Here is a 15,006-nt window from a genome sequence, read left to right as displayed (position 1 = left end):
TGTTAACAAGATCTAATTAATTTTCACAAATGATGATATGAATGATGGATAAGGACTCAGGTTTAGTCATTGTAATATTTGTTCTACTAATCATTGTAGGTTGTTGAACGCCTGTGGAGCAAATCGCGTCTAATAACTTATAACCTTGAAAGGAGGAAAACCAAATGCCTTTTTTTGGATTCCGTGGAAGAGACCGATTTTTTCGTGACGACTTTAGAAGAAGAGAATTTTTCCCTTTTGAATTCGAAAGAAGAAGAGAATTTTTCCCTTTTGAATTCGAAAGAAGAAGACGCAGATTTTATTAAGTGAATTATTTTACTAATGTTTTCAGGGGGCCTACGGGCTCTTTTAAGTTTTCTCATTATTATCTTGGTATTTTAAAAAAGGATTCCCTCCCCTTTTAAAAAGTTAACAAAAAGAGACTGCTGATAAGTTGGATGAATTATTTTAACGAGTGAATAAAAAGGAGTAAGCTTCAAACAGAAAAGAGGACATAAAAAAATACCAGGGGTCTACAACCCTTGGTATCATTGATGCGGCCGAGAGGACTTGAACCTTCACGGGTTATTCACCCACTAGGCCAAGTCCTGGCTAACATTATGAGAGCCAAAAGAAAAAATTGTTGTCTTAAAATGTGTGGATATCAATATTGATTGATCAAGGAGTATCTATGTTGATATCCTTTTTTTTCGTCATTTATTACGGCGTTGCGCTTCTCCCTTTGCCTGTGGCGTTTTGGAGCTGCTGGAAGTCGGCTTGGATGAACTGTTCATTTGCTTCTGTTTCTGCGTATTCTGCGGTTAAATCGTGATCTAGTTTGCCTAGTTTATGTATGGTGTCATTCCGCTTTTTGTCAGCTGAATCAAGTTGCTGATCGACACTATCCGTTGAGAAAACATCAAGCGGAACAATATTTCTAATTTCATTTAGTATGTTCCTGATTTCATTTTGCTGTTCCTGCATGATTTCCTTCGACTTATGATGTGAATGAATCAGTTCGTGCTCTACCGAGGATGTTTTTGGGGGAAACTAATACATATGAATCGGAAAGAAGAATAAAAATCAGCAACTCATTATCAAGAGAGTTAACAGCTCATATGAATTATTTAAATGATTAATAGAATAGTTTTTAACGAGGTTTATGAACATGAATTAGATCTGTTTTTTGTAGAGAGGACGGTAAGGCTGGGTTGGACAAAATGCCGATACATGGTTTAAGACATACTCATGCTGTCCTTCTTCTTGAATCTGGGGCAACAATGAAATTTGTACAAGAAAGACTTGGACATAAAAATATAACCATCACTTCTGACGTTTACTCACATATCTCAGAGAAACTTGAAAATTCGTCAGTTGATGGTTACGAAGATTATATGAACTCTCTCATGTCTTAAATTTTTTTATCATTTTTGGTGGTCAAATGGTGGTCAAATTGACCACCTAGCTACTATTACGCTCTTTTTGACCACCAACTCATCAATCTAAAACCCTATCAAATCAAGGTTTTTCTTATTAATACTGAGACATATACTGTTCACGCTCCCAAGGATGTACCTGCGTGCGGAACATATCCCATTCGATTTCTTTTGCTTCGATGAAGTGTTCGAATAGGTGCTCTCCAAGGGCGCCGACCATGACTTCGTTTGATTTGAATTCGTCGAGGGCTTCCGCCAGTGTTGCCGGAAGGTCTACGATTCCGTTTTCCATGCGCTCTTCTTTGCTCATGACGTAGATGTTGCGGTCAATCGGAGCAGGTGCTTCAAGTTTGTTTTTGATTCCGTCAAGACCTGCTGCAAGCAATACGCTTAATGCAAGGTATGGGTTTGCCGCAGGGTCTACGCTGCGCACTTCAACACGTGTGCTGATGCCGCGGGAAGCCGGGATACGGATAAGCGGGCTTCTGTTTTGTGCGCTCCATGCCACGTAGCAAGGCGCTTCATAACCTGGAACGAGACGTTTGTAAGAGTTCACTGTCGGGTTTGTGACAGCCGTAAAGCTTGTCGCATGTTTCACGATACCAGCAATGAAATGCTTTGCAGTTTCGCTCAGCTGAAGTTCAGCGTCTTTATCAAAGAATGAGTTAACCCCCTCTTTGAAGAGTGATAGGTTACAGTGCATACCTGAACCGTTCACCCCGAACAGCGGCTTCGGCATGAATGTTGCATGCAGGCCGTGCTTGCGGGCGATTGTTTTCACAACGAGTTTGAACGTTTGGATGTCGTCGCAAGAACGGATGGCGCCGGCATATTTAAAATCAATTTCGTGCTGGCCGGGTGCAACTTCATGGTGAGATGCTTCAATTTCAAAGCCCATCTCTTCAAGTTCCAAAACGATATCGCGGCGGCAGTTTTCCCCTAAGTCAGTCGGAGCTAAATCAAAGTATCCGCCTTTGTCGTTTAATTCAAGTGTCGGTTCGCCTTTTTCGTCTAATTTAAATAAGAAGAATTCAGGCTCAGGTCCAAGGTTGAAATCACTGAATCCAAGGTCCTGCATTTCTTTCAAAATCCGTTTGAGGTTGTTTCGCGGATCACCTTCGAACGGTGTGCCGTCCGGATTGTAGATGTCACAGATGAAACGTGCTACTTTACCTTTTTCAGCCGTCCATGGGAAGATGACAAATGTATTTAGGTCAGGATATAAGTACATGTCAGACTCCTCGATGCGAACAAAACCTTCAATGGAAGATCCGTCGAACATGCATTTATTATCGAGTGCTTTTTCAAGCTGGCTCACAGGAATTTCAACGTTTTTAATTGTTCCGAGAATGTCTGTAAATTGAAGGCGGATATACTTAACGTTTTCCTCATTTACTAATTTTACGATATCTTCTCTTGTGTACTTTGCCATTTCGTAAAACTCCTCCTCTAAAAAGGTAAATGTATATAGCAAAACAGTTGCTAACGGATTAATGAAAGAATCGGGACATGTCACCTTGGCGGAAGGTATTACCCCTTTGGAAACGGCCTGCCTGCATCAGTTCGTTTTTCAGAAGCTTTCTGAGTTCATCGTCAGACAGATTGTGCTTCATCGGTTTGGCTGTTTTGTCGGATTTTTCTTCCGGCTGGGCAGATGCCTTATCCAGAATTTGTTTAATCCCCGCCATATTGACACCTTGTTCAATCAGATTCTTAATTTCTAACAGTTTATCTACATCATGGAATGAAAATAATCGTCTATTCCCTTCGCTTCTCGCCGGAAATATCAGTCCATTTTCCTCATAATATCGAATTTGCCGGGCAGACAGTTCTGTTAACTGCATGACAATTCCTATTGGAAATAAAGGCATTGAGCGGCGAATGTTATCACTCATCTCAATTTCCTCCTTTTCTTATCTTAGTCTCATTATAGGTGATGTTATATTTTGCGTCAACAACATGTAAGGAAACTTAACATGAAATTCTTTGAAAATTTAAAACGGCTTATATCAGACCTTTTTCCATTAAAGCATTTACTGCGCTGCAAATCGCATTTTTGACGTGCGCATAAGTTAATCCTCCCTGGACATAAGCGACATAAGGAGGTCTGATCGGGCCATCCGCTGATAATTCAATGCTCGCCCCCTGCACAAAAGTGCCTGCGGCCATAATGACATCATCCTCATATCCCGGCATATAGCTTGGATACGGTGTCACATGCGCATTAATCGGAGAAGCATATTGTATCGCCTGGCAAAAGGCGATCATTTTATCAGGGTCGTTAAACTCGACCGATTGGATCAGATCCGTTCTTTGCGTATCCCAAGCAGGATTTGATGTAAATCCCAGTTTTTCCAGGAAACGAGCGGTAAATACGGCGCCTTTTAAGCTTTGCGCTACAACATGCGGAGCAAGAAAAAAGCCTTGGTACATTTCCTGAAGCGAATAAAGCGATGCTCCGGCTTCTCTTCCGATTCCCGGTGAGGTCATCCGGTATGAGCAGGCTTCAATCCACTTTGCTTTGCCGACAAGATAGCCGCCCGTTTTGGCAAGGCCGCCGCCCGGGTTTTTAATCAACGAGCCGGCCATAAGGTCTGCTCCGACGTGACAAGGCTCACGCTCTTCCGCAAATTCCCCGTAACAATTGTCCACAAAAACAATTACATCTTTTTTTATTTCTTTTACGAAACGGATCATTTCCTCTATTTCTTTTATACAGAAAGACGGACGGTTGGCGTAGCCTTTTGAGCGCTGGATACCGATTACTTTCGTATTCGGGCGGATGGCAGCGCGTACCGCGTCAAAATCCACTTTGCCCTCTGCTGTTAAATCAACCGCATTATAGCCGATGTGAAAATCCTTAAGCGAGCCTGAATGCTCTCCGCCTCTTACCCCGACGATTTCTTCAAGTGTATCGTAAGGCTTGCCCGTGATATAAAGCAATTCGTCGCCCGGCCTCAGCACACCGAATAACGCAATTGAAATCGCATGCGTTCCGGAGATGATCTGCGGTCTCACCAGCCCCGCTTCTCCTCCGAACACATCGGCGTAGATATCCTCCAGTGTATCTCTTCCGATGTCATCATATCCGTATCCGGTTGACGGGGTAAAATGAGTATCACTTACTTTATGCTTTCTGTAGCTTTGCAGCACCCTCCATTCGTTCCGTTCACTGATTTCTTCGATTCTTTTATGAACGGCGGAGATTTCTGCTTCTGTTTCTTCGGCGGTCTTTTTTAAAAGGTCGCCGTGTGTCAGTGTGTCAAACATTTTGAGTATTCCTTCCTTACATGAATTTCTTCAGCTCACCGAGTATGCTTTGTTCTTCTTGAACGCATCCGGAGATCTCGTAGCGCTCACTTTCTTCATTAAAATAAAGGCTGTCGATCATGGTCTCTGATTTGATTCGCGAGATCAGCCTGCCTTCTGCAGCCGGCACATGGGCCTCGTAAGGCGTCAGGAGCTCCCGGCGCAAATAGGTTTCGATTTCCGCTTTTAATTTCGCTTCGTCGCCTTCTATTCTGGCGCTGATCATAATGTGCTCGTTTCCTGAAGTCGGAATAAAGTCCGGGTGTGTTTCGTCCCGTTTGTTATAGGCGGTTAAAACCGGAATGTCATCTGCTTCAAGCTCTTTCAAAAGACGGAGAACGGTATTTTCGTGTCCGGCGTAATCCTCATTCGAGGAATCAATCACATGGATGATTAAGTCTGCTTCTTTTACTTCCTCCAGTGTAGACCGGAAAGCGGCAATTAAAGTCGTCGGCAGGTCTTGAATAAACCCGACCGTATCGGATAACAGCACGCTGTAGCCGCTCGGAAGCGACATTTTTCTTGTCATCGGATCAAGCGTCGCAAACAGCAGATCTTCCTCGTAGCTGTCAGAGCTTGTTAATCGATTAAACCACGTTGATTTGCCCGCGTTGGTATAACCGACAAGCGCTGCCTGAAGCACACCGTTTTTCTTCCGTCTTTCCCGATAACGGCTTCTATGGCGAATGACCGTTGACAGCTGCACGTTAATTTCGTGAATGCGGTTTCTGATATGGCGCCGGTCAGTTTCAAGCTTTGTTTCCCCCGGCCCCCTCGTTCCGATTCCCCCTCCTTGCCTGGAGAGATTAATCCCTTGGCCGCTCAGCCTCGGAAGCGCATACTGAAGCTGCGCTAATTCGATCTGAAGCTTTCCTTCCCGCGTTTTTGCCCTTTTCGCGAATATATCCAAAATGAGCTGCGTGCGGTCAATAATTTTTGCCTCAATCGCAGTCGCCAGTGATTTGAGCTGGCTCGGTGACAGCTCATCATTAAAAATGATCAGATTCGCTTCAAGCTCTTCACATAACGCCTTCAGCTCTTCTACCTTCCCTTTGCCTATATATGTAGCCGCATCCGCTCTGTTTCGCTTTTGCGTAATCCGTGTCAGCACCGTTCCGTCAGCTGTTTTCGTAAGTGAAGCAAGCTCGTCCATCGAATGGTCAAAATGCTCGTCCGTCATGTGCGGCAGCTGGCAGCCGACCAATATGACCGTTTCCTTTTTTACTTCCTGTTCGTTCAAATGGATGTTCCTTTCTGTGTCGTATTGGGCAGTAGTACTATCATACCAAACCCGCAGGGCGTATACCACACATCCGGCGGGTTTTAAAGAGAGATATATAAAAAAGACCTCTCAAGCAGGTTGAGAGGTTATTCGAGGCCCGCCATTTCGTCTTTTATGAATAAATCCTGGCTTTTAATTGTCATCAGATCGCTCTTTAAGTATTGGTCTCCCATTAAAAGTCTCATCGCCTGAGCGCGGATTGATTTTTCAATCACATTTCTGACAAAACGGCCGTTGCTGAATTTAATGGGACTTGTTGTGCTTTTCACTGTCATTAAGTAATCTTTCAATTTCCATTCGGCTTCCTGGCTTAATTGGTATTCCCGTTCCAAAATCATGCGCTTTGCAATATCCATCAGCTGGGTAACCGTGTAATCCGGAAAGTCGATACTGATGGGAAAGCGCGATTGCAGGCCTGGGTTTAATGAGAGAAAATGCGTCATTTCTCTCGAATATCCCGCAAGGATGAGAATAAATTCATGCTGCTTATCTTCCATATGCTTAACAAGGGTGTCAATCGCTTCTTTTCCAAAATCCTTTTCCCCGCCTCTTGCAAGCGAGTAGGCTTCGTCAATAAACAAGATGCCGCCGAGCGACTTTTTAATTAAATCTCTCGTTTTTTGCGCCGTATGCCCGATGTATTCCCCGACGAGATCGGCCCGTTCGGCTTCAATTAAATGACCTTTGGAGAGAACGTTCATTTCAAAAAAAAGCTTGCCGATCAGTCTGGCGACGGTTGTTTTGCCGGTGCCCGGGTTTCCTTTGAACATCATATGGAGGGCTTGTTTTCCGACTTTCAAACCTTGTTCGGCCCGTTTTTGATTGACGAAAATCCACGCGTAGATTTCTTTAATGTTGCGTTTCATTTCTTCCATTCCGACTAATGTGTTCATTTCCTTTTCAATTTCTTTTAAAATGCTGTGTTTGGCTTCGTTTTTTTGCAGAGCAGCCTGATATTCCGCCTCCGCTTCAGCATTTGTCAGCACTTGCTTTTGACCGTTTAGAATAATGTTAATTTGTCCGTTATTTTTATAGGTTACAGCGCGCTCCAACATGCTCACCTCTCTGTTCTCTCTTTATCTTATTCATGATAAAGGCGTTTGTGACATCCGCCTATCATGAAGGCCTTTTTTTCATTTGCATTTGCGCCTGTCACATTTTCCGTTCTCTTCGGGAATAATGTTGAATTCTGCGCTTTCCCGAGAAATATTTTTCATTTCTTATTGTATTCAGCATAAACGGGAGGACAAACCATTTAATTTTATTTTCCGGGAAATGGAGGGCGTTTTTCTTATTTTTTTCAGCAATGACAGCCGTACAAGCACCTTTAGTATTCCATCATATGCTGTAATGAGGTGATGAAGAATGGTTAAAATTTTTATAGACCCCGGACATGGCGGCACTGATCCAGGTGCAGCCGGGAATGGCCTTCAGGAAAAAGCAATCACTTTAGAGATCGCGCTGGCATTACGCACGATTTTGACAAATGAGTATGAAGGGGTTTCTGTTTCGATGAGCAGGACAAGCGATAAGACGGTCAGTTTAACTGAAAGAACTGATGCCGCCAATAGCTGGGGCGCAGATTATTTTTTATCCATTCATATTAATTCAGGGGGCGGAACCGGGTTTGAGAGCTATATTTACCCGGGTGTCGGAGCACCGACCTCCACTTACCAGTCAGCTCTTCATTCACAAATTATTAAAGCGTCAGGCTTTGCTGACCGCGGCAAGAAGGCAGCCAACTTTCATGTGTTAAGGGAATCGAATATGCCTGCGCTGCTTACGGAAAATGGTTTTGTCGACACGGCGGCAGACGTGAAAAAGCTGAAGACGTCAAGCTTTATTGAAAGCTTGGCGAGAGGACATGCTAATGGTTTGGAGCAGGCTTTCGATCTAAAAAAAAAGGTTAGCTTATATAAAGTCCAAATCGGCGCTTTCAAAGTGAAGGCGAATGCTGATGCGCTTTCTGCCAATGCCAAGTCAAAGGGATTTGATGCAATCGTTCTGGAAAAAGACGGCCTATTTAAAGTTCAAATTGGCGCATTTTCTTCTAAAGGCAATGCAGACGCACTTGTCGCAAGGGCCAAAAAAGCCGGATTTGACGCGGTTATCATTCAAGACTAATCAAAAAACCCTGTTCTCCCCCTTAGGGCGAACAGGGTTTTTCAGCTATTTCAGAATATCAGCGACAAACTGAGACCATGTTTCAAGACGCTGATACACGTCTTCCTCTTTTAAATCAGAAATGTTCATCCAGCGGCCTGCAATTTGGTCTTTTTCTTTCACCTCTACGTGCGCTCCTGATGCTAATTGAAGCGCCGAAAGGATACCGATATGCACCTTTCCCACACTGTTTTCGTCATCATTGATTAAACCGAGTGTGATGATGTTTTGTTTATCGTCCTCATTAATGTGCAGCTCTTCTGCAAGCTCGCGGTCCGTGTTGAGCTTCAGCACTTCGGAAAATGAAGCGGCGCCTTCAATTTGATTCATGTGGCCGCCGAAGCCGAGGGATAATTTATTGTGGAGGCGCGCTTCCCCTCCTCCCGCCAGCCGTTCATACACGAATACTTCATCATCGCGGCGGATGACGACATACGGAATCGGCTGCTTGAAACGCGGGTCCTCTTCCGCGTCGCCTCTTCTCATTTCATGATAATGCGCCTCAATATGAGACATGATGTTGACAATACGTTCGTCTTCACTGTTCACTCCCTGGAATGTCAACGTTTCTTTTTGAAATACGTCTTCCCTCGGGGCAACCAAGATGATTTCATCCATTTTTCCCATGTCTGTTCCTCCTTTTCAGTCTCCGTCAAGCCGAAAAGAGCAGATATTATATCTGCTCTTCGTCTTGATCAAAATAAAAATCGTCGTCTTTAATCGGTTCTACCGTAGCTTTTTTGTAGCCGTTCCCCTTCATGGAGAAGAAGTCGTGCGATTTTGTTTTTGTATTTAATCCGTTTAATACGATCGGATTAATGTCTTCCTCTTCAAAGTGAGGTTCGAACCCTAAGTTCATCAGCGCTTTATTGGCGTTATAGCGGATAAATTTCTTTACGTCATGAGACAGCCCGACTTGGTCGTACAGATCCTCGGTATACTCAAGCTCATTGTGGTAAAGCTCCTCTAAAAGCTCAATCGAAAATTCGCGAAGCTCCGCTTTTTTCGCTTCTGTTTGTTTGTTGTATATTTCTTGGGCAAGCAGTCCGACGTATACGCCGTGAATCGCTTCATCACGCAAGATAAGGTTGATAATTTCACCGCTTTGCATCAGTTTTCCTTGGCCGTAGAAATATAACGGATAATAAAAACCGCTGTAGAAAAGGAAACTTTCTAAATAAACGGAAGCAACCATGGCTTTAAACAAAGAAATCTCGTCATCTTTTTGAATGGCGCGGTAAAGCCCGACAACAGTTTGGGCTTTTTTCTGCAAAAATTTGTTTTGCTTTACCCATTCGAATACTTCGTTTATCGTTTCAGTCGGCGCCAGCGTCATAAAGATATTCGAGTATGACTTTGCATGCACCGCGTTTTCCATCATCGCCATAAAATTAAGCACAGCTTTGCGCTGGTGGCCTTCTACATGTTCGGCCACAATCGGCATGCCCGTGTTTCCCTGCTCTGTATCAAGCAGCGTCAGGCCGGCAAGCACCTTCATGTACGTGTCCTGCTCATTTTTTCCTAAGTATTTCCAAGTGAGGAGATCGCCGTTTAATGCGATCTCTTCCGGAAGCCAGAACTGCTTCACATTTTGGTTGTAAAACATTTGGGTGAAATCATCTTCATGCTTTGACCAGTTTGCTGCGTCATAAATTTTTGTCACTGTAAACTCTCCTTTAATCAAACAACACAAGAAAGACAGCTATCCTGCCCGGTATCTTTCGTTCTTGCATAGTAAATGGTTTTAATGCCTCTATGGTGGGCATACAGATCAATACGGTTCAGATCACGAGTGGTCATCGTATCTTTCAAGAACAGGGTAAAGCTGATTCCCTGATCAATATGCTGCTGGATTGTCGCGATCATATCCACCACTTTGAACATATCCATGTCATAGGCTTCTTTGTAGAAGAACCAGTTATTTGACGCTAATCCCGGCATTGGGTAATACGTTTTTGAGTTTCCGTATGTTCTTTCTTCGATCCGTTCCATAATCGGCATAACGGATGCCGTGCTGGATTGAACGTATGAAATGGAGCCGGTCGGCGCAATGCACAGTCTGTAGCTGTGGTACATGCCGTTTTCGGCCACGAACGCTCTCAGCTCTTTCCAGTCTTCAATGGTCGGAACGTGCATGCCTTCAAACAGCGCAGCGATTTTTTCGTGTTTCGGCGAGAAATCTTTTTCTACATATTTATTGAAGTATTCTCCCGTTGCGTAAGAGGAGCCTTCATAATGCTCAAACGTTTCGCCTTTTTCTTTCGCAAGCTCGGCCGAACGTTGGATGGAATAAAAGTTCACCATCATAAAGAACGTGTTTGCAAAGTCTCTCGCTTCCGGGCTTTCGTATGCGATGCCGTTTTGGGCAAGATAGCCGTGAAGGTTCATCGCGCCTAAGCCGATCGACTTCATCGCTTTGTTCGCGCGTCTTACTGCAGGCGCGTTGCGGATATCTGTCGTCTCGGATACATGCGTCAAGGAATCCGTCGCAAGTTTCACCGTACGTTCAATCGATTTATGCTTCATCACATTCAGAATGTTTAAAGAGCCGAGATTACAGGAAATATCCAAGCCGATTTGATCTTCCTCATCATAGTCTGTATATGAGGAGACTTGGGACGCCTGAAGGACTTCTGAACACAAGTTCGAGAATTTCACTTTTGAGACGTGGTTGTTCGCGTGCTCTTTGTTTACATTGTCTTGGAACATAATATACGGATAACCTGATTCAGAGCGCAGGACCGCAAGCTTTTCAAGCAATTTGCGCGCATTAATTTTTTCTTTTTTCACGCGGGGATTGTCCACAAGCTCCTCATACATCGCCGTCATGTCCATTTCGTCCATGTGCTGGCCGTATTCTTTGTAAATGGTATGCGGATAAAATACATAAGCCGCTTTGTCTTCTCTCGCAAGTTCAATGAACTTGTCCGGAATCACGACGCCGATGGAGAGGGTTTTAACGCGGACGTCCTCATCGGCCGAGATTTTTTTCGTATCGAGAAAATCATTAATATCACGGTGGAAGATGTTCAGGTATGCTGCTCCTGAACCTTGTCTTTGTCCCATTTGATCAGCATAGCGGAACGCGTTATCGAGAAGCTTCATGACGCCCACGACGCCTTTAGTAGCGTTTTCTACGTCTTTAATCGCTTCACCTTTCGCGCGGAGCTTTGACAGGTTAAGGGACACGCCTCCCCCGAGCTTTGAAAGCTGCATGGAAATGTCAATCGCTCTTGAAATATCGTTCAGCGAGTCATTGACTTCGAGAAGGAAGCAGCTGACAAGCTCGCCGCGGCGTTTGCGTCCGGCATTTAAAAATGTCGGCGTGCTCGGCTGATATTCCTGATTAATCATCAAGCGCACATATTCTTTCGCTTTTTCTGAGTCGCCGTTTGCAAAAAACAGCGCCACAATTGAAATTCTGTCCTCATAACGCTCAAGGATTTTTTTCTTGTCATTCGTTTTCAACGCATAATCGTTATAAAATTTAAATGCACTCATGAAGGATGGAAAACGAAATTTCTTCGCGTAAGCTGTCTTAAACACTTCTTTTATCTCTTCAAATGAATAGAGGCTCAGAAACTCTTCTTCGTAGTATTGATTTTCAATCAGGTAATCCAGCTTCTCTTTCAAATCGTGAAAGAATACCGTGTTTTGATTGATATAGTCAACAAAATAGCTATGTACAGCCTCTTTATCTTTATCAAACTGGAATTTTCCATCTTTTTGGATCATAATTTCGTTATTTAACTGAATCCATTTTGGCACTTGGTTTTGTGACAACTTTTTCTACCTCCTGAGTAAACAATTCAACGTCTTTCGCTGTGCCGCTGAGTTCAAATTTGTGCAAGACCGGCACCTGATACTGCTTTGAAATCGTGTCGGCGCTTTTGGCAAAATGCTCGCCCCAAATCTTGTTGCCGCTCGCTGCGACTCCTATCAGCAGATGGGCGTTTTTTTCGAGAAATGCCTGTGTTGATGCCGGCACCTGTCCGAAGTTTGTCGTGTAGGTCACCAGTACAAACGGAGTGTCCAGATCTTCAATCTCGTCCACCTTGCGGATCAGCTGAAAGCCTGTTTTATTCACAAAACGCTGAACATTCCCTGTCTTCGAATCAAATATGATTTGAACCATCCTTATCACGACCTATCAAAAATAATGAATCTCTTAACACTATATATAGTATACTAACCTATCAGAAAAACACAACATATTGAGATACATTTATAAAAAGTTCATATTTTTGAAAGAACGGACTGCGGCTCGGGCCCGTTTAGCGCCCAAAAAAGAGAGCAGAACGAGAATCATCTCTCATCCTACTCGGGGTGTCATTTTTTAAGCCGATGTCTATCATAACATGAAAAAAAACTGCTTAGTAGTCTAGACTTTTTTTCTTATTTTTTGTAAGAATCGCATTTTTCGCTTTCAACGGTTTCTTCTATCTCCACGTCAGCACCGATTTCTTTCAGTACGGCTTTAAGAGCGCTCGTAATCGAAGCTTCTCTGATTAATTCTTTGCCGTCTACGATAATGCTGGTTCCATATTCATAGCAGGAATCATCTTCACAGGTTTCTTCCCAATGGTTGATTATCACCTTGTGTTTCAATACTCTCACCCTCTGCATGATCAATGTCAGTACCTAGTTTAGCTGGTGAGGCCCGCTTTGTAAATTCGAATGCTTGTGAAATTTATTCAAGCTCATCCAGTGACGATTCTTTTTTCAGCTCAATTTTATTGTTTTTTTCCTCGTACCGGTAGATTTTCAAATAGCCGTCCTGAACCACGCCGAAGTGATTATTTTCAAGCGGCACCATGCCTTCTGTCTGCGGCCCGGCATCTGATGAACCGCTGTCATCGGTCGTCACAACTGTCTCGTGATTGCTGCATGCCCCAAACAGTAAAAATACCGCAATCCAAACAAGCGTAATTCTGATACGTCTGAGCTCAGACTCACTTTCAAACAATATTCTCCCAGCTCCTTTAGTCTTTCGGATATATGACCATCAATATACATATCAGCATAAAAAAAGACCATTTCTCATGGTCTTTATTGAAAGTCTATTCAAGCTCAAGCTGCACGTTTTTTTGCGGTGCGAAGGTGGAGATGGCATGTTTATAGATGAGCTGCTGCTTTCCTTCCGTTTCAAGCAATACCGTAAAGTTATCAAAGCCTTTTACCTGGCCGCGAAGCTGAAAGCCGTTGAGTAAAAAAACTGTGACGAACGTATTGTCTTTTCGGATTTGGTTCAAAAACTGATCTTGAATATTAATCGGTTTCATGTTTCGTCCTCCTTGGTTCTCAATACCATACAGTTTCGATTAAACTTCCAGTTTTCCTGCTATACACTCGAAAATTTCCTTTTTTTTCAGTTCAATATTGACAGGCGGCGTCATATCTGTCCATGCGACGGGCATTTTATTGCGAAACCAGGTCAGCTGGCGTTTCGCGTAGCGTCTTGAGTTTTGTTTTAATTGCTCGACGGCCTCAGACAGCGTCACCCTGCCGTCAAGATATTCGTAAAGCTCCTTATAGCCGATTGCCTGAATGGCTTGGCTGTCCCGCAAATTCCGGTCATACAGCCGTTTCACCTCGTCAAGAAGTCCCGCTTCCATCATCATGTCGACCCGCTCGTTAATTCGGTCATACAGCGCCTGTCTGTCCATCGTGAGCCCGATCAGAATTGCGTTGTACAGCATCTCCCGTTTTTGGTCTTTAAGATGCTCAGACATCGTTTTTCCTGACGTATGTAAAATTTCAAGCGCACGAATGACTCTTCTCGTGTTGTTTTCATGGATGGCGGCTGCAGCTTCCGGGTCGGCCGCCGCAAGCTTGGCATGGAGAGATCCGGCTCCTTCTTCGGCCGCCAATTTCTCCATGTTCTCGCGGAAGACGGGATCACCGGAGTTTTCTGTAAATGTATAGTCATACAGCACAGACTGAATGTATAATCCAGTTCCTCCGACAATCATCGGCAGCTTTCCTCTGTTTGCAATTTCACTGATTTTCGCTCTCACCATCTTTTGATAATCCGCCGTTGAAAATGAGTCAGACGGTTCCAAAATATCAATCAGGTGATGAGGAACGCCTTCCATTTCCTGTTCGGTGATTTTGGCGGTTCCGATGTCCATCCCTTTATACACCTGCATGGAATCCCCGCTGATGATTTCAGCGTTTAGCATTTTTGCAAGTTGGATGCTTACATTTGTTTTTCCAACTGCCGTCGGACCGACCAGAATGACGACAGACTGTTTTGAATTATTCACTATGTATCACTCTCTTTTAACAATCTCCCCCTGATTATAGCATTCCTTTCTCTATCCACCTATCCATTTTGCCCTTTTTCCGAAACGCTAAACGTCGGTTACCATCCGAGCGGCTCATTGCCGACAACCTCCCTTGTTCTCCCTTTAAGCTTATGTCTGTGCGTTTTTCTGACGTCGTTTCGCGGATCGTAAACGACGCCTCCGTAACGGATTTCAATCGGCTCATTGTAAGCGGAAAATGTGGTTTCCTCGAGTTCGTGGTAATGGGTTCCGTCGAGCCTTGGAATTGCCGGCCCGGAAATGCCGTAGTATCTGTGAAAATGGCCGTTTTCAAAAGAGGTGATTCCCGAATAGTAATGCGTATGCTGATCTGTGTTGCTTCCGTTCTCAGGCTTTGAAAAGCCTTCAATCAAATGATAATGTCCCCGCTCAACATCCGTTTTCGCCCGGTAAGCATGTGTGTGCGGAGGTTTTTTTGACCAGTCAGACTGATACAGGCCCACTTGGCTCACTCCTTTGTTTTTTTACAAACGCCCAATCAAAAATTGATGGGCTGAATACTCTGTTATCA

16 protein-coding genes and 1 pseudogene are annotated in these 15,006 nt (G+C 43.9%); 2 read left to right on the top strand and 15 right to left on the bottom strand.

Annotated elements, in window-relative coordinates; all coding sequences use genetic code 11:
• Positions 1-702: 702 nt before the first annotated feature.
• A pseudogene (locus AXI59_RS16955) lies at positions 703-1,014 on the bottom strand (T7SS effector LXG polymorphic toxin); the annotation flags it as partial.
• Positions 1,015-1,190: 176 nt separating this feature from the next.
• Here AXI59_RS16955 and AXI59_RS19535 point away from each other — a divergent pair.
• Positions 1,191-1,394, top strand: coding sequence for a tyrosine-type recombinase/integrase (locus AXI59_RS19535; protein WP_420806864.1), 204 nt, complete (start codon positions 1,191-1,193; stop codon positions 1,392-1,394).
• Positions 1,395-1,512: 118 nt separating this feature from the next.
• Here the strand turns inward: AXI59_RS19535 and glnA are convergent, their stop codons facing one another.
• The 5 genes from glnA to spoVK all read right to left on the bottom strand — a co-directional run bounded on the left by glnA (position 1,513) and on the right by spoVK (position 7,061).
• A complete protein-coding gene (gene glnA / locus AXI59_RS16950) occupies positions 1,513-2,847 on the bottom strand; it encodes a type I glutamate--ammonia ligase (protein ID WP_061528792.1) in 1,335 nt (444 codons plus the stop codon).
• Positions 2,848-2,905: 58 nt separating this feature from the next.
• Positions 2,906-3,310: a MerR family transcriptional regulator gene (locus AXI59_RS16945; protein WP_061520790.1), complete on the bottom strand. Its 405-nt coding sequence runs from the start codon at positions 3,308-3,310 to the stop codon at positions 2,906-2,908.
• 109 nt (positions 3,311-3,419) lie between these two features.
• Positions 3,420-4,685 (bottom strand): methionine gamma-lyase family protein, encoded by a 1,266-nt coding sequence (locus tag AXI59_RS16940; RefSeq protein WP_061528791.1) that lies wholly within the window; start codon positions 4,683-4,685, stop codon positions 3,420-3,422.
• Between the two features lie 16 nt (positions 4,686-4,701).
• Positions 4,702-5,964 carry a GTPase HflX gene (hflX, locus tag AXI59_RS16935; protein WP_061528790.1) on the bottom strand — a complete coding sequence of 421 codons (1,263 nt, stop codon included), beginning with the start codon at positions 5,962-5,964 and terminating at the stop codon, positions 4,702-4,704.
• 128 nt (positions 5,965-6,092) lie between these two features.
• A complete protein-coding gene (spoVK, locus tag AXI59_RS16930) occupies positions 6,093-7,061 on the bottom strand; it encodes a stage V sporulation protein K (RefSeq protein WP_061528789.1) in 969 nt (322 codons plus the stop codon).
• A gap of 310 nt (positions 7,062-7,371) precedes the next feature.
• Here spoVK and AXI59_RS16925 point away from each other — a divergent pair, with 310 nt between their 5' ends.
• Positions 7,372-8,130, top strand: coding sequence for an N-acetylmuramoyl-L-alanine amidase (locus AXI59_RS16925; protein WP_061528788.1), 759 nt, complete (start codon positions 7,372-7,374; stop codon positions 8,128-8,130).
• A gap of 45 nt (positions 8,131-8,175) precedes the next feature.
• Here AXI59_RS16925 and AXI59_RS16920 read toward each other — a convergent pair whose 3' ends face one another.
• The 9 genes from AXI59_RS16920 to AXI59_RS16880 form a co-directional block, all read right to left on the bottom strand.
• Positions 8,176-8,796, bottom strand: coding sequence for a hypothetical protein (locus tag AXI59_RS16920; RefSeq protein WP_061528787.1), 621 nt, complete (start codon positions 8,794-8,796; stop codon positions 8,176-8,178).
• A gap of 46 nt (positions 8,797-8,842) precedes the next feature.
• Complete coding sequence (gene nrdF / locus AXI59_RS16915) at positions 8,843-9,832, bottom strand: class 1b ribonucleoside-diphosphate reductase subunit beta (RefSeq protein ID WP_061520627.1); 990 nt, start codon at positions 9,830-9,832, stop codon at positions 8,843-8,845.
• 17 nt (positions 9,833-9,849) lie between these two features.
• Complete coding sequence (gene nrdE, locus AXI59_RS16910; RefSeq protein ID WP_061520626.1) at positions 9,850-11,952, bottom strand: class 1b ribonucleoside-diphosphate reductase subunit alpha; 2,103 nt, start codon at positions 11,950-11,952, stop codon at positions 9,850-9,852.
• Positions 11,912-12,304, bottom strand: coding sequence for a class Ib ribonucleoside-diphosphate reductase assembly flavoprotein NrdI (nrdI, locus tag AXI59_RS16905; RefSeq protein WP_061520625.1), 393 nt, complete (start codon positions 12,302-12,304; stop codon positions 11,912-11,914). The genes nrdE and nrdI overlap by 41 nt, the downstream gene beginning before the upstream one ends.
• Before the next feature lie 260 nt (positions 12,305-12,564).
• The gene (locus AXI59_RS16900) at positions 12,565-12,777 is read right to left on the bottom strand and encodes a hypothetical protein (protein WP_061520624.1); all 213 of its coding nucleotides are present in this window, start codon (positions 12,775-12,777) and stop codon (positions 12,565-12,567) included.
• Between the two features lie 82 nt (positions 12,778-12,859).
• Positions 12,860-13,135 (bottom strand): YmzC family protein, encoded by a 276-nt coding sequence (locus AXI59_RS16895; RefSeq protein ID WP_061528786.1) that lies wholly within the window; start codon positions 13,133-13,135, stop codon positions 12,860-12,862.
• A gap of 94 nt (positions 13,136-13,229) precedes the next feature.
• A complete protein-coding gene (gene hfq, locus AXI59_RS16890) occupies positions 13,230-13,451 on the bottom strand; it encodes an RNA chaperone Hfq (RefSeq protein ID WP_003154064.1) in 222 nt (73 codons plus the stop codon).
• A gap of 39 nt (positions 13,452-13,490) precedes the next feature.
• Positions 13,491-14,435, bottom strand: coding sequence for a tRNA (adenosine(37)-N6)-dimethylallyltransferase MiaA (gene miaA / locus AXI59_RS16885; RefSeq protein ID WP_061520622.1), 945 nt, complete (start codon positions 14,433-14,435; stop codon positions 13,491-13,493).
• 98 nt (positions 14,436-14,533) lie between these two features.
• Positions 14,534-14,947, bottom strand: coding sequence for a YmaF family protein (locus AXI59_RS16880; RefSeq protein ID WP_156476311.1), 414 nt, complete (start codon positions 14,945-14,947; stop codon positions 14,534-14,536).
• Between the last annotated feature and the right edge of the window lie 59 nt (positions 14,948-15,006).

The organism is Bacillus nakamurai (assembly GCF_001584325.1).
In the GTDB taxonomy this organism is placed as follows: Bacteria; Bacillota; Bacilli; order Bacillales; family Bacillaceae; genus Bacillus; species Bacillus nakamurai.
The sequence above is the reverse complement of the archived record's forward strand: the minus strand, read 5'-3'. Positions and strand labels throughout refer to the sequence as shown.

Coding starts and splice junctions, on each gene's coding strand:
- glnA (WP_061528792.1), bottom strand. CDS start 2,847: ATGGCAAAGTACACAAGAGAAGATATCGTAAAATTAGTAAATGAGGAA.
- AXI59_RS16945 (WP_061520790.1), bottom strand. CDS start 3,310: ATGAGTGATAACATTCGCCGCTCAATGCCTTTATTTCCAATAGGAATT.
- AXI59_RS16940 (WP_061528791.1), bottom strand. CDS start 4,685: ATGTTTGACACACTGACACACGGCGACCTTTTAAAAAAGACCGCCGAA.
- spoVK (WP_061528789.1), bottom strand. CDS start 7,061: ATGTTGGAGCGCGCTGTAACCTATAAAAATAACGGACAAATTAACATT.
- AXI59_RS16925 (WP_061528788.1), top strand. CDS start 7,372: ATGGTTAAAATTTTTATAGACCCCGGACATGGCGGCACTGATCCAGGT.
- AXI59_RS16920 (WP_061528787.1), bottom strand. CDS start 8,796: ATGGGAAAAATGGATGAAATCATCTTGGTTGCCCCGAGGGAAGACGTA.
- nrdI (WP_061520625.1), bottom strand. CDS start 12,304: ATGGTTCAAATCATATTTGATTCGAAGACAGGGAATGTTCAGCGTTTT.
- hfq (WP_003154064.1), bottom strand. CDS start 13,451: ATGAAACCGATTAATATTCAAGATCAGTTTTTGAACCAAATCCGAAAA.